13 protein-coding genes, 1 tRNA gene and 3 pseudogenes are annotated in these 14,439 nt (G+C 54.0%); 5 read left to right on the forward strand and 12 right to left on the reverse strand.

The annotated features are described in order from the left end of the window. Positions 1–3 precede the first annotated feature (3 nt). The 10 genes and pseudogenes from xseB to OCV64_RS08190 all read right to left on the reverse strand — a co-directional run bounded on the left by xseB (position 4) and on the right by OCV64_RS08190 (position 7,596). Entirely contained in the window at positions 4–240 is a 237-nt protein-coding gene (xseB, locus tag OCV64_RS08150) for an exodeoxyribonuclease VII small subunit (protein ID WP_147572204.1), read from the reverse strand. Then, a complete protein-coding gene (gene xseA, locus OCV64_RS08155; RefSeq protein ID WP_262669782.1) occupies positions 227–1,453 on the reverse strand; it encodes an exodeoxyribonuclease VII large subunit in 1,227 nt (408 codons plus the stop codon). Before xseA ends, xseB begins: the two co-directional genes overlap by 14 nt. Beyond that, complete coding sequence (locus OCV64_RS08160) at positions 1,450–2,388, reverse strand: Kae1-like domain-containing protein (protein ID WP_240287808.1); 939 nt, start codon at positions 2,386–2,388, stop codon at positions 1,450–1,452. The genes xseA and OCV64_RS08160 overlap by 4 nt, the downstream gene beginning before the upstream one ends. Position 2,389: 1 nt before the next feature. Then, the gene (gene nusB, locus OCV64_RS08165; protein ID WP_147572201.1) at positions 2,390–2,890 is read right to left on the reverse strand and encodes a transcription antitermination factor NusB; all 501 of its coding nucleotides are present in this window, start codon (positions 2,888–2,890) and stop codon (positions 2,390–2,392) included. Positions 2,891–3,055: 165 nt separating this feature from the next. Next, positions 3,056–4,009 carry a cell wall hydrolase gene (locus tag OCV64_RS08170; protein WP_186852487.1) on the reverse strand — a complete coding sequence of 318 codons (954 nt, stop codon included), beginning with the start codon at positions 4,007–4,009 and terminating at the stop codon, positions 3,056–3,058. A 368-nt stretch (positions 4,010–4,377) separates the two neighbouring features. Then, a pseudogene (locus tag OCV64_RS08175) lies at positions 4,378–5,054 on the reverse strand (glucosamine-6-phosphate deaminase). 370 nt (positions 5,055–5,424) lie between these two features. After that, positions 5,425–5,655 (reverse strand): annotated as a pseudogene (locus OCV64_RS08180) (transposase); the annotation flags it as partial. A 461-nt stretch (positions 5,656–6,116) separates the two neighbouring features. Next, positions 6,117–6,425: pseudogene (locus OCV64_RS16190) on the reverse strand (DNA cytosine methyltransferase); the annotation flags it as partial. Positions 6,426–6,462: 37 nt separating this feature from the next. Next, positions 6,463–7,398, reverse strand: coding sequence for a recombinase family protein (locus OCV64_RS08185; protein WP_186852484.1), 936 nt, complete (start codon positions 7,396–7,398; stop codon positions 6,463–6,465). Positions 7,399–7,505: 107 nt separating this feature from the next. Continuing rightward, positions 7,506–7,596 (reverse strand) — tRNA-Ser (locus OCV64_RS08190). 242 nt (positions 7,597–7,838) lie between these two features. On the opposite strand from OCV64_RS08190, the gene rsmA reads away from it, so the two are divergent. From rsmA to OCV64_RS08205, 3 genes are all read left to right on the forward strand, one after another. Then, entirely contained in the window at positions 7,839–8,705 is an 867-nt protein-coding gene (rsmA, locus tag OCV64_RS08195) for a 16S rRNA (adenine(1518)-N(6)/adenine(1519)-N(6))-dimethyltransferase RsmA (protein WP_262669783.1), read from the forward strand. 167 nt (positions 8,706–8,872) lie between these two features. After that, positions 8,873–10,480: a phosphoenolpyruvate carboxykinase (ATP) gene (gene pckA, locus OCV64_RS08200; RefSeq protein WP_147571183.1), complete on the forward strand. Its 1,608-nt coding sequence runs from the start codon at positions 8,873–8,875 to the stop codon at positions 10,478–10,480. A gap of 71 nt (positions 10,481–10,551) precedes the next feature. Then, complete coding sequence (locus tag OCV64_RS08205) at positions 10,552–11,211, forward strand: YoaK family protein (protein ID WP_147571184.1); 660 nt, start codon at positions 10,552–10,554, stop codon at positions 11,209–11,211. Between the two features lie 52 nt (positions 11,212–11,263). Here the strand turns inward: OCV64_RS08205 and OCV64_RS08210 are convergent, their stop codons facing one another. Together OCV64_RS08210 and OCV64_RS08215 are read right to left on the reverse strand one after the other, a co-directional pair. After that, a complete protein-coding gene (locus OCV64_RS08210; protein ID WP_186852481.1) occupies positions 11,264–12,592 on the reverse strand; it encodes an MATE family efflux transporter in 1,329 nt (442 codons plus the stop codon). Beyond that, the gene (locus OCV64_RS08215) at positions 12,589–13,071 is read right to left on the reverse strand and encodes a MarR family winged helix-turn-helix transcriptional regulator (RefSeq protein WP_240287841.1); all 483 of its coding nucleotides are present in this window, start codon (positions 13,069–13,071) and stop codon (positions 12,589–12,591) included. The genes OCV64_RS08210 and OCV64_RS08215 overlap by 4 nt, the downstream gene beginning before the upstream one ends. Before the next feature lie 158 nt (positions 13,072–13,229). Here OCV64_RS08215 and OCV64_RS08220 point away from each other — a divergent pair, with 158 nt between their 5' ends. Continuing rightward, the gene (locus OCV64_RS08220; protein WP_147571187.1) at positions 13,230–13,646 is read left to right on the forward strand and encodes a cupin domain-containing protein; all 417 of its coding nucleotides are present in this window, start codon (positions 13,230–13,232) and stop codon (positions 13,644–13,646) included. A gap of 39 nt (positions 13,647–13,685) precedes the next feature. Beyond that, positions 13,686–14,438 (forward strand): carboxymuconolactone decarboxylase family protein, encoded by a 753-nt coding sequence (locus OCV64_RS08225; protein ID WP_262669784.1) that lies wholly within the window; start codon positions 13,686–13,688, stop codon positions 14,436–14,438. Position 14,439 lies beyond the last annotated feature (1 nt).

A 14,439-nucleotide genomic window follows, 5' to 3' on the forward strand; every position in this document is an offset into this window, starting at 1 on the left:
CCCTTACTCCTCCCGTGCGAAAGGCCGCTCCTGTGGCTGTCCGTCCTCACCCGCAATCAGCAGGCTCACCTTCTGCTCCGCCTTGTCCAACTGGGCAGTACACTCCCGCAGCAGTTTAGCTCCCTCTTCAAAGAGGGCCATCGCCTGCTCCAGCGGAGCCTCTCCCCGCTCAAGGAGGGCTACAATCTCCTCCAGCCGAGCCATAGAAGCCTCAAAATCCAATTTCTTATTTCCTGCCATCGGGCACACCTATCCTTTCTTCTACACGGCATTCCAAGCTGCCGTCCGACAGACGCAGGGAGAGCCTGTCACCCGGAGCGGCTCCTTGCGCCGAGGTCAGCACATGGCCATCCTCTCTTTGCGCGATGGCGTATCCACGCCCCAAAACCTTCAGAGGACTCATTGCGTCCAGAGAGGCCGCCAACCTGGCCGCACGCTCCCTCTGTCCGGAAACATTCCTCTCCAGTCCGTGAATCAGACGGCTGCTCTGGTAGTCCAGCAGCAGCCGCTTGTCCCGGAAATAGGAGGCGGGGTCGGTCATAGTCCTGCTCTGAGCCAGGCGGTCCAGCTGCTGCCGGTATCGGGCTAGGCGGTGGAGCAGTCCTCCCTCCAGCCGCTCTTTCCCTCCCATCAGGGTGGAATAGATCTCATTTTGATCGGGTACCGCCAATTCAGCGGCGTTGGAAGGGGTGGCGGCTCTCAAATCGGCCACGAAGTCGGCAATGGTCACATCCGGCTCATGTCCCACGGCAGAAATCACCGGGATCTCCGACTGATAGATAGTCCGGGCCACGATCTCCTCATTGAAGGCCCACAAGTCCTCCATAGAGCCGCCGCCTCGGCCCGTGATAATCAGGTCCGCCACCCGCTTCCAGTTGGCCCACTGGATGGCGGCGGCGATCTCCTCGGCCGCGCCCTCGCCCTGGACACGGACCGGCAGTACCTTCACCTGGGCCATAGGCCAGCGGGTACCCAGGATTCGGAGCATATCCCGGACCGCCGCCCCGGCTGGCGAAGTCACCAGCGCGATGACCTTTGGAAATTTGGGGATTGGCCTCTTATGCTCCTGGTCAAACAGCCCCTCCCGCAGCAGGCGCTCCTTTAACTGTTCAAAGGCCATGGCCAGGTCCCCCGCCCCATCAGGCGTCAGGCGGACACAATACATCTGGTACTGGCCGTCCCGAGGGAATACGGTGATACGGCCAGCGGCAACCACCTGCATCCCGTTCTCCGGCCGGAAGCGAAGAGACTGGGCGTCGCCGCGGAACATAACACAGCGCAGGGCGCCCTCACTGTCCTTCAGGGTGAAGTAGTGGTGTCCCGAAGGATACATCTTGTAGTTGGACAGTTCTCCCCGGACCAGAAGCGAGGACAGGAGCCGGTCCCGGTCCATAAGGTTTTTCAGATATCCGCCTACCTGGCTGGGGGTCAGGACGGTACGATCTCCCGTCATACCTGTCCCCCCTCTCTCCAAGCCCGCCAGGTAAGGATCGCTGTCCCCATAGCGTTGTCTGTGGCAAACTGGGGCTGGGCAAAGATGGCCTGACAGAACTCTGTGAGCACATGGCGCAAATGGCGGTTGGAGGCCACACCGCCGGAGCACAGGACAGGCAGTCCGGGATACTGGTCCTGGGCTGCTACTGTGGCCCGGTGAACCACATCACACACAGTATTCAGCGCGAACCGGGCGATGTCGGCCGGTTTCTCCCCCCGCTCCAGCAGCTTTTTCACCTGATTTTCCATTCCGGACAGGGAGAAGTGGAGACCGTCCAGCTTCACCCGGTAGCCCGGACCGGCATCCGTTTGTCTGTATAATTCGTCCAGTGCCTTCCCTGCCGGGAAGTTCAGGCCCAGCAGCACACCAGTACGGTCGATCAGTTGTCCAGCAGAGATATCGGTGGTACCGCCGATGATCTCCCCTTTGACCGAGCAGCCCTGCGGCTCCACCCGCAGCAGCTCCGTAGTTCCGCCCGACAGGTGCCAAGCCAGAAAAGGGCCATCCAGCAGATCCAGCCGTCCGGCGGACCAGGCGGCGGCAGCCAGATGCCCCTGTTGATGGGAATGGGCAAAAAATGGGACGCCCAGAGTGTGGGCTAAACCCCTCCCCTGAGAACTCCCGGCCAGAAAGCATGGCATATAGGAGCCCTCCACCTCTCTAGGACGGGTGCTGGCTCCTACCGCGGCAATCCCCTCTAACAGGCCCTGCCGCTCCAACTGCTCAAACAGTCCGGGCAGCTCCCGCACATGTTGGAACAGGGCGTCACTCTGCCTCAGGCCAAGCTCCCCCGGTCTGACTTCCAGCAACTTGCTCCTGTTGCAGCCGGTCTGACCGTCAAACACAGCCACTGAGGTGGTATAATTGCTGGTATCCAGCGCAAGGACCGCCATTTCAGTCCTCCGCCTTGTCGTCCGCTCTGGCCGCTTTTTCCGGCTTTGGCGGGGTGTCGGCAAACTCTGCCCGGACAAACGAGCCTAAGATCCCATTGATAAAGGCTACCACGTCCTGAGACTCATAGCTCTTGGCGATCTCCACCGCCTCATTAATGGCAGCGGCGTTGGGGATCTCCTCCATATACAGGACCTCATACATAGCGGTACGCATAATAGCTGCCGCCATACGGGGGATACGGGAAAAGGACCAGCCCACGGCATAGCGGCTGATATAGTCGTCCAGCTCCGGACCATGGGCAAAGACCCCCCGGACCAGGTCCCGTATGTACTGGGCCTGCTTCTCATTGGGGAACTGGGAATACAGGGGCATATCCTCCGCCAGCTCCTGAAATCTCTCCTGGGTCAGTTGGGTGTCGAGGACCTCATCCGCACTCAAATTTCCAAATCCCAGAGAAAATATCATCTGTACCGCGATCTCGCGGGCGTTGCTTCTCGTCATCGTTTTGTATCCTCCCACAGGCCGTAATGTGGCCATAATAAGGTAGCTATATTATATACATGAATATACAAAAAAGGAAGCCCCAATTTTGTCTGTTCAGCATCTGACTATGGTGCCCGCCATTTCCTTGGAACAAATAAAAAAGACGGCCCGCAGGCCGTCTTCTCAGTCATAAAATTTGTGGCCGCCTATCACGGCGATGCAGTTGCGGTTTCGAGAGGCCCAGCTACCCACGCTAGAATCAAAATACAGGGCTCCTCTGGTCTCCTCCACCACCCCGCCATCCAGCACCAGTTTGGCAGCGATGACACTGGATTCATTTGGGGTACGCTTGGCCAGGCTTCCGGATTGATAGGTAGAAAACTGGTTTTTCTGTGCCAGCACCCCTTCGATGGTGTTGGGATAGATAGGACTGGCCACTCGGTTGAGCACCACATTTCCCACAGCCATCTGGCCCTCCAGAGGCTGGTTGCCACTCTCGGCATAGATCAGGCGTGAGAGCCAGAACAAATCGTTCTGATCATAGTAGCTTTCGCCGGACTGGATCGCCCCACTGCCCCGTGTAACAGTCACGGTCCCGGTAGCACTGTCCCAGCCCACCTTGGCGTCAAAGGCCTCGGCCACCGCCCAGAGCGGGACCGTGAGCCGACCCTCCACCACCTGTGCGGACTCTGGCAGATAGAGATAACGGCCATTGGCCACCATATACAGTTGACCGACCTTGGCGGTCACATTCAAATTGGCGGTAGTCACAGTGGCCACACCGGTCCCGCTATCCCACTGGACCTGAGCCGTGTCATCTAGAGCCTTAGCCATACCAGCCAGAGACACATAGGTGATACCGTCCTTCTGCATCCGGGCCACGTCGCTAGGCGCTGGCACTCCGTCAATCAGGAGCTTACTATCTGTATTCTCGGCCAACTCGATCAGGCTGGCCCCGGCGGCCCCGTGGACCGCCTCATCACTTACCTTATCAGTTTCAAGCGTTACACCACTATTGGTGGGAACGCTCCCCTCCTCTGCCACGATGGTCACAGTCTGCTCTGGAACAGAGCTGGCACCCATCAGGAGGAGCAAGGCAAAGGCGCACAGCGTCACGGAAAACAGCTTGCGTATCATTGTCTTCACTCCTTTCGATACGGTTTTGTCATAATTATGACAACCAAAAGCAACTGCTTGTTACTTTTGTTACCATATTGTAACCAATTCAAAGGAGCGGCGCAAGGGCAAAATTGCCCAGACTTCCAGCTTCAATCTTGTGTATTTTGTCTGTATTGTTTAGTAATATCGCGGTTTTTTATCCTTTTTTACATTTTTATACCAGCTTCTGCTTTTTCGTCCAACTTCTTCATCTGGAAAAAGCTCGGGCCGCCCAGAGGGCGGTCCGAGCCAGTTAGACTAGATATCAGGTTGAAGGCGCTGGCATCCTCTCTTATCACTGGTGTGGCAGACAGTACAAGTCATAAGGGAAGGAAACATCCCGTCCCTCACTTCAGCTCTGTCTTCTCCAGGTCCAGCTTGCTTAAAGCTCCCCTGTCCCCTACCAGCACTACATTAGGATGCAGTTGGAGCACCGAGGCCGGGACCTGAGGCACCACAGGCCCCTGGAAGGCAGCCCGCACAATATCCGCCTTGGCGGCTCCATTGACCACCAGCAGGATGCTCCTGGCGTTCATAATGGTGCCGATACCCATGGTGAGGGCCTGCCGGGGCACATCGGCTTCGCTGGCACGGGCTCATTAAAGCCAATATGCCCATTATGGCCCAGGCCCAGCAGTTGAAGGTCAATCCCCCCCAGCGCCCGGATCATATGGTCATATCCGGCCCCCTCTTTCTCAGGGTCCCCGGCCAGCCCGTTGGGTACATGGGTATTCTCCGCCTTAATGTCCACATGGTCGAACAGGTTTTTCTGCATAAAATAGCGGTAGCTCTGGTCGTGCTCCGGGGCCAGGCCATAATACTCATCCAGGTTGGCCGTCTTTACCTCGGCAAAGGACAACTCCCCATCCTGATACCACCGTACCAGCTGCTCATAGGCACCGACCGGCGTGGACCCGGTGGCCAGACCCAGGACACAGTCCGGCTTTAGCTGGATCTGGGCGGCTATTATACTGGCCGCCTTGCGGCTCATAGACGAATAGTCGGCGCACTGATAAATCCTCATAAATAACTCCTCCATTTCAAATGGGCTGCTCCAAGCCCCATATATCATCTGTCCTCTTTAGGGCAGATAGGACCTTATCTCACAGCAGTTTTATCATACCATTACCATCGCTGTTTTTCAATCCATATCAATCGAAAAAACAGCGTTCTCACAGGTTAGCAGACCGGCTGATTTTCGGGCAGGAAATAAAAATTGTCCCCATTTAAAGCAAGGAGTAGCAACGTGAGCGGGCGGATGACGTCTTTTTTACCCTAGGCATAATGCACATAACCACCAGCTTCGATGGTGGTTGTCACTATGCAGGCATAGCCCTCTGTTCCTCGCGGACGCGTGCAACGCGTAATACGGTCTGCCATCTGCGTGAGGACTGTTACTTGCCGCCCGTAAACGGGCTGCTACATGGGATTCTCAGTTGCTCTCCCATCCCGTCCTCTTTTAGCTGATTCTTCATGTACTCTGCAATTCGGCTCTCATTTTTCCCTACTGTATCCACATAGTACCATCCTCTGCACCAAAATTCTCGGTTCCGGTACTTGTATTTCAACTCGCCGAATTGCTCATACAGCATTGTGCTGCTCTTCTCTTTCAGATACTCCATAAATACGATACGCCAAACTTTACAAAGGGCGAAAACAGACCGTGAAACGGGCTGCCAACAACAAACGGCGGTATGCTCCCGAGGGCAGCATACCGCCTGTTTTGTTGTCCGGAGTTTCCAAAGGGGCTTGCCCCTTGGCACACGACTCTTCTTGCAAAGTGTAGTGTGTTATACGCTCTGTCGGCGTTGCCGTGAAAATGCCGTTGCCGCCGGGGAGGGCAAAGGCGTTTGAAGCGGCAGGAAAACAGGGCTGTGATTACGTGGCGTGAAGCTGCAAGCGCAGGACTGGTTTTATCAGCAGACAGGGCGTAATATGGAAGCTCTCGTCCCTCGTCTACTATCTGTCAATTATATATCGTACATCCGGAAAAGCGACGTAAGATTTGTATTACACTAAATATCCTCTCTCTAATCCAAATTTAATGCCGCCTTCCCAGTCAGATGTCAAGTGGTTCCTTACAGTTTCAAATAGATGTTGGAGTTTTTAGTAAAGATGTATTCTGACCTTCGCATGTGTGAGTAGGCAAAGGAAATGGTTGGTTCAACTTAGATTTGCTGGCTACTACCACCAATCTTTTTCTTATTTGAGGAACTCCAAATGAAGTTGCTTCCAAAATGTCATAGTCAACATGATATCCAATCATTTCTAGCTCTGATACAATTATATCAATAACCTTGTCACCATTTTCGGTTTTTGCTTTAAGCAGATTTGGCACATTTTCTATTACAATACATTTCGGAGAAAATAATTTACCAAAACGTATCATTTCTGTAAAAAGAGAATCGCTGACCTACCGAATCGGTACTCTGTCAAAGTATTTGTTCCATTTGGACTATATGTTTCCTTTGGCCTTCCATTTTCTGTACCCGATCAAAAGTCTCCTGGTCAATGATAGCCTCATGAGCATCCTCTACCAGGTACATATCCAACTGCCCATCGTTTTTGACTTGCTTTCCGGTCAGGAAATCCGGCGTATAGCTTTTCTGCATCAGCACCTGCCCGATGTACTTCTCGTTACTCAACATCCGATCGATGGTGGAGGTGCTCCACTCCCTCTTCCCTGTCACGGTTTTGATCCCGTGTTCTTCCAGGTAGCGTTTGATCTTCCGTACACCGTTCCCCTGCACATAGAGATCAAATATCTTCCGTACGATCTCCGCCTCCTCCGGGACCACCCGCAATATACCGTCTGGTCCTTTTGTATAGCCAAGAAATTGAGAATGGTTCAGTATAGTTTTCCCGCTTTTCATCCGCTGACGCAAACCGAACTTGATATTGTCGCTTTTGTTCTGGCTCTCTGCTTGATTAAACGTGGTATACAGATCAACGACACTGTCCGGAGATGTCAGTGTATGGATCCCGCCCAGTTCAATATACACTCCAATACCCATTTGCTTCAATCTCCTGATCGTAGTCATGGTTTCTTTTGCATCTCTTCCGAAGCGGCTCAGAGATTTCACAAGGATCAAATTGATTTTTCCTTTTCTACAATCTCTCAGCATCTTTTGGTATCCGGGCCGATTCTTCGCGTGGAGCCCGGAGGCATTGTCCGCATACACAGCGACAAACCTCCAAAAGGGATTTCTCTTGATGTATCGTGTAAAGTACTCAATTTGCTTTTCCAAACTTTGCTGTTGTTCTTCGTAAGGGGTGCTGACCCGACAATAAGCAGCGACTCTTAATTGCTGACTCCAGATAGAACCGTTCTCTTTCTCCTGTGGAATCTCAATCACATAGCCAGACATAGCAAAACCTCCATGATACCACTGACCAGCAGTATATCACGGAGGTTTTACAATAGAAAAAGCTACATTTCAGTCTTACTCCCAAGACTAAAATGTAGCTTTTAACTTGGCGGAGTAGGAGGGATTCGAACCCTCGAGCCGTGTTAGCGGCTACACGATTTCCAGTCGTGCTCGTTATGACCACTTCGATACTACTCCATAGCTGAAAGGGAAATCTACTACATTCCCTGCTGTCGACAGTCACAACGACAGCGTATTGTATTATACCAGTTTTTTTCGTTCCGTCAACCCCTTTTCGAAAATTTTTCTCGTTTTTTCTCGGATAGAGCTCCAGATCAAAAAACGTCTCTATTCCAAGCCCCTGTGCCTCTTGACTATGGCTCTCTTTCCTTTTATATTTTTATTGGAATTCAGAATATCGATCCAGGAAGGAGCACATCATGAATCTGTGCGACATCGACCAGATCAAAGCCCTGCTGGCCCGGCACGGCTTCCGTTTTTCCAAATCCATGGGACAAAATTTTTTGATCCAGCCGTGGGTACCGCGGGATATCGCCTGTTCTTCTGGCGCCGGCTCCGGTAAAGGGGTGCTGGAAATCGGTCCAGGCATCGGCCCTCTCACCCGGGAGTTGTCCCTGCTGGCCGACCAGGTGGTTTCCGTGGAGTTGGACCGCTCCCTTCTCCCTATCCTGACAGAAACTCTGGGGGACAGGGACAATGTGGAGATTGTCTCCGGTGATATCCTGAAGCTGGACATTCCGTCCCTGGTCCGGGAGCGATTCCAGGGGCTGGAGCCCATCGCCTGTGCCAACCTGCCCTATAACATTACCACTCCTGCCATCACCGCCCTTCTGGATGCGGGCTGCTTCTCCTCGATCACTATCATGATTCAGCGGGAGGTGGCTCGGCGCATCTGTGCCACTCCGGGCAGTGGAGATTACGGCGCCTTTTCCGTCTATTGTCAGTATCACGCCGAGACGGAACTGCTTTTTGATGTCCCCCCGGACTGTTTCCTCCCCGCACCCAAGGTGACCTCCTCCGTCCTCCGTCTCACTCCCAAGGATCCGCCCGATGAGGTGGATGACCCGGACCACTTCTTCCGCGTGGTAAAGGCCGCCTTCTCCCAGCGGAGAAAAACCCTGCTAAATGGGTTAAGCGGCATCTTCCGTTCTAATTTTTCCAAAGAACAGCTATTAAGCGCCATCTTAAGCTGCGATCTCCCCGCTGATATCCGGGGAGAACGGCTGTCCATTCCCCAGTTCGCAGCCCTGTCAAAGGCCCTAAGGCAGCGGGATATCAGGCCTTAGCTTGGGCAAGAGCTCCTTTATTTTCCAAAAAGCAATAAGACCTATAACTAAATTGTCGTCACCAATAACATTGACTTTATCCCTTTCAGCGTGTATGATTATATCGATTTTAAGCTATTCCCTGCCGCCCTGTGCAGGAAGATCATTTCAGAAAAGAGGTCACAAACATGGCAACTATTGATCTGAGCAAATATGGCATCACCGGCACCACTGAGATCCTCCACAATCCCTCCTATGAAACCTTATTCGAGGAAGAGATGAAGCCCGGGCTGGAGGGCTATGACGTGGGCCAGTTGACTGAGCTGGACGCCGTTAACGTCATGACTGGCATCTACACTGGCCGCTCCCCCAAGGACAAGTTCATCGTCATGGACGATGTTTCCAGGGATACCGTGTGGTGGACCTCTGACGAGTTCAAGAACGACAACAAGCCCGCCTCCAAGGAGGCCTGGGACGAGTGCAAGCGTCTGGCCATCCAGCAGCTGTCCAACAAGAAGCTGTATGTCATGGACGTGTTCTGCGGTACCAACCACGACTCCCGCATGGCCATCCGCTTCATCATGGAGGTAGCCTGGCAGGCCCATTTTGTTAAAAACATGTTCATCGCCCCCACCGCTGAGGAGCTGGAGAACTTTGAGCCTGATTTTATCTCCTATAACGCCGCTAAGGCCAAGGTGGAGAACTATAAGGAGCTGGGCCTGAACTCTGAGACTGCCGCCATTTTCAACCTCACTGAGCGCGAGCAGGTCATCCTGAACACCTGGTACGGCGGCGAGATGAAGAAGGGCATGTTCTCCATGATGAACTATTACCTGCCCCTCAACGGCATGGCCTCCATGCACTGCTCCGCCAATACCGACATGAACGGCGAAAATACCGCCCTGTTCTTCGGCCTGTCCGGCACTGGCAAGACTACTCTGTCCACCGATCCCAAGCGCCTGCTCATCGGCGATGACGAGCACGGCTGGGACGACGAAGGTGTGTTCAACTTCGAGGGCGGCTGCTACGCCAAGGTCATCAATCTGGACAAGGACGCCGAGCCTGACATCTACAACGCCATCAAGCGCAACGCCCTGTTGGAGAACGTCACCGTTGACAAGGACGGCAAAATCGACTTTGCGGATAAGTCCGTCACCGAAAATACCCGCGTGTCCTACCCCATCGACCATATTGAGAAGATCGTGCGTCCCAAGTCCAAGGGCCCCGACGCCAAGAACGTCATCTTCCTGTCCGCCGACGCCTTCGGTGTGCTGCCCCCCGTGTCCATCCTGACCCCGGAGCAGACCCAGTATTACTTCCTGTCCGGCTTCACCTCCAAGCTGGCCGGCACAGAGCGGGGCATCACCGAACCCACTCCCACCTTCTCCGCCTGCTTCGGCCAGGCCTTCCTGGAGCTTCACCCCACCAAGTACGGTGAGGAGCTGGTGAAGAAAATGAAGAAGTCCGGCGCCAAGGCCTACCTGGTCAACACTGGCTGGAATGGCACTGGCAAGCGTATCTCCATCAAGGACACCCGCGGTATCATCGACGCCATTTTGGACGGCTCTATTCTGAAGGCCGATACCAAGACCATCCCCTATTTCAACTTCGAGGTGCCCACCTCCCTGCCTGGCGTGGACCCCGCTATTCTGGATCCTCGGGACACCTATTCCGATCCCAGCGAGTGGGAGACCAAGGCCAAGGATCTGGCTTCCCGCTTCGTGAAGAACTTCACCAAATACACCACCAACGAGGCCGGCAAGGCCCTGGTAGCCGCCGGCCCCAAGGCCGAGTAAGCACTCCGCGGACTAAAATCGCGCCCCTGTCAGGGGGCGCGATTTTCCTGCTCTAGAGAAGGGAGTCAACGATGAAGCACATTCAACCCTCTGAATCCCTTGCCAATGGTCTACTATTGGCCTTCGCCGGTGGAATGATGGACGCTTACACCTACTTGTGCCGGGGGCAGGTCTTTGCCAACGCAGAAACAGGCAATCTGGTACTGCTGGGCATTCAGCTAGCACAGCGTAATTGGGGACGCGCCCTCTACTATCTCTGGCCTATCATGTCCTTTGCCCTGGGCGTCCTGCTGACCGAGTGGCTCCGCTCTCACTTCACTCCCCTGCCCGGCCTTCCCCACTGGCGGCAGTTGGTGCTGGTTGTGGAGTGCGGCGGGCTGCTTCTGGTCTCCCTTTTGCCTGTGGGACCGCTGGATTGGCTGGCCAACGTGATTGTCTCCTTTGTCAGCGCCATGCAGATCGAGAGCTTCCGCAAATTTGAGGGCAACCCATTTTCCACCACCATGTGCACTGGAAACTTGCGCAGCGGCACAGAGAAGTTGTATCGCTGCCTGTTCCTTCGAGAGGAACGGGCAGGCCGTGGAGCCCAGGATTATTACTCCGTCATCCTCCTCTTTGTGTTGGGCGCTCTTGTGGGTGGCCTGTGCACCGACCTGTTGGCTGGACGCTCGATCCTGTTGGCCTGTCTCCCCCTGTCCCTCGCCTTTCTGCTGATGCTCCGCGAACCATAGTAATAATCAAAAGAGGTGTGGATATCTTTTGGTATCCACACCTCTTTTTGATTCAATACCCATAGCTCTTTCGCTTTGCCAGCAACAGGGTCACGGAGATGACCGCTCCTATGCCTTCCGCCGCCACAACAGCGCTCCAGATACCGTCGATACCGAAGATCAATGGCATCACCAATACCATACCTCCCCGTAGGAGGAAGGACCGCATAAAGGAGATAAACGCGGAGACCGCTCCGTTGCACAGGGCTGTGAAAAAGGCGGAGGCGTAGATATTCAGCCCGCAGAAAATATAACACAGCGCAAACAGACGGAATCCATGCACTGTCATCTTATACAGCTCCGCATCGAAGCCCACAAAGGCGGCGGCAAGGGGCGCGCTGGCCAGCTCAGACACTGCCACCATCGCAGCCGACGTGATTCCAATCATCATTAGATTCCTTCGGCAGATTCCCTTCAGCTCTACGGAATCTCCGGCGCCAAAGTGGTAACTCACGACGGGGGCACAGCCGATGGAGTATCCCAGAAAAACAGCAATAAATATGAAATCCACATACATCATCACGGAGTAAGCGGCCACTCCCATCTCCCCTACCAGGCGCATAAGCTGGATATTATAGAGAATCCCTACTACCGATGCAGATATATTGCTCATCAGCTCAGAGGATCCGTTAATGCAAGCATCCCACAGAGCTTTAGGATAGAGGGCGGTAGGGACCAGGCGGAGCTCCTTCTCTCCACCCCTCAGGAAACAGGCAACGGGGAGCAGCCCACCTACACAGTATCCCAGCACGGTGGCAAGCCCCGCTCCGGCTATCCCCATATCAAACAGCGCAATAAATACATAGTCCAACACGATGTTGGTCAGCCCGGAGGCTATTGAGAACATCAGGCCCACATGGGGTTTCTCCGCTACTACAAGAAAACTCTGAAAGCTAGTCTGGAGCATAAAGGGTACACTGCCCGCCAGCAGGATGCGGCCATAAATGACGCAGTCCCCGATCAAAAGGTCGCTGGCCCCGGCCAGCCGTGAGATTGGCTCCACTAATATCACGCACACAACTGAGAGGGCCGCCCCCAATATAGCCACACAGAGGATAAACATAGAAAAGTAGCGGTCGGCCAGCTCCTTTTTCTTCTCCCCAAGCGTCCTGGCCACAATGGCGCTGCCACCCGTTCCCAGCATGAAGCCAAAGGCCCCAATAATCATCGCCACTGGAAAGATGATATTAACCGCCGACAGGGCCAAATCCCCCACCAAATTGGCAACGAATAGACCGTCCACCACACTGTAAAGAGATGTGAATACCATCATCACTACGGAAGGGAATGTAAAGCGCAGCAACTTTCCATATGTGAAATGATCCGATAATTTGATCTTCATCTTTGCCATATCCCCTCTGGGCCTTCCCGTTTAAAAAGGGGGCGTGCGGCTTCCCACAGGGCGTCCAGGTAATGCCGCTCGGCTTGGATTCTGGACAGGCGCTCTCCAGCTCCCAAGTCCAGGAATGCCTTTTCCTCAAAGGCAACTACCTGGTCCACACTTTCCTGTGAAAACGCCTCTCCCTTTTCTGTTAAGCAGATCTCCTTGTTGCGCTTATCCTCTGACGAGCTTCTCAGCTTAAGCAAGCCCCGCTCCTCCAGACTTCTCACCCCGGAATGTATGGTCTGCTTGCTTAAAAACAGCGCACCCCCCAGATCAGTGGCAGACAGGGGCCGTCCCTCCTCACGCAATGTATAGAGGATCCAGAACGCGCTGTCCGACAGCCCGAAGTGTTTAGCCAAGGCGTGATAAAACTCGTTACATTCCTTATACATACGATTGAGCTCTCGATTGAATTGGCTAAACGTCAACTCTTTCATAGTTCCCTCCAAAGGTCCGAATTCAGACTTTTTTAGTATAGTCTGAATTCAGACTATTGTCAATCTCTTTTTTAGGATATTTTAAAAAAACGCTTGACTTGGAGTATACTCCAGTGTATACAGTAGGAGCGATCAAACTACACTGTGAGGTCTGCCAAATGAAACATGGTTTGTCTAATTCTGTAATCTTCGCACGCGGAGAGGAAAACACCGACTTTGCCCAGTATTTTGTTGGACGAAGCTATCTGAACATACTGTCTCTCCAAGGCGTAGTCATCGGCAACGTCACCTTTGAACCAGGCTGCCGCAATAACTGGCACATCCACCAAGCTTCCCAGAGTGGTGGTCAGATCCTGCTATGTACCGGAGGCCGGGGCTGGTATCAGGAGTGGGGCCAGGAACCCAGAGAACTCCATGCTGGTGATGTGGTCCATATCCCCGCAGGCGTCAAGCACTGGCATGGCGCAGCCAAAAACAGTTGGTTCGTCCACCTGGCGGTAGAAGTTCCTGGACAGGATACCTACAATCAGTGGTTGGAGCCGGTGGATCAGAGCCAGTATGACCTGCTGCCCTGACAATCAGTTCTTCATGGCAATACAAGGAGGAGATCACCTATGCCGCTGTCTGAAACCGCCCAAAAAAATTATACTCGGATGTTTGGAGATTTTCCGCCTCCCCTGGCTGACTCCGACCCAGAATTTACCCGTCTGTTTCTGGATTTTGCGCTGGATGAGGTACCAAGCCAGACAAAGCTAGACGACCGGACCCACTTTTTGACTGTTCTGGCTGCCCTCATGGGGTGCCAGGGACTAGACTGTTTTCAGGCCATGGCCCCTGCCGCTCTTCGTTCCGGCCTCTCTCCAGTGGAACTGAAAGAACTAGTCTACCAGGGAACCGCCTATCTGGGTCTGGGGCGGGTGCTCCCTTTTTTGAAGGCCGTCAATGAGGCTCTCACCGCTGCCGGTGTCCCTCTGCCCCTGGAGGAGCAGGGCACCACTGATCCCGACAGCCGTCTGGAAGCAGGCAATCAGGCCCAAGTGGATATTTTTGGGACACATATGCGTGGCTTTCAAAATAGCGGGCCCCAGGAAAGCCGCCACATCAACCGCTGGCTGGCCGGCAACTGCTTTGGCGATTATTATACCCGCGGCGGGCTGGATTACCGGGACCGAGAGCTTATCACCTTCTGCTTTCTGGCCGCCCAAGGTGGCTGTGAACCTCAGCTCACTAGCCACGCCGCCGCTAATCTGCGGCTGGGAAATGATAAGCCCCTTCTAATCCGGGCGATCTCCCAATGTCTGCCCTATATTGGCTATCCTAGGAGTCTCAACGCCCTTACCTGCATTAATCAGGCAGCTACAAAATAAA

This window comes from Muriventricola aceti, assembly GCF_025567565.1.
Lineage (GTDB): Bacteria > Bacillota > Clostridia > Oscillospirales > Oscillospiraceae > Lawsonibacter > Lawsonibacter aceti.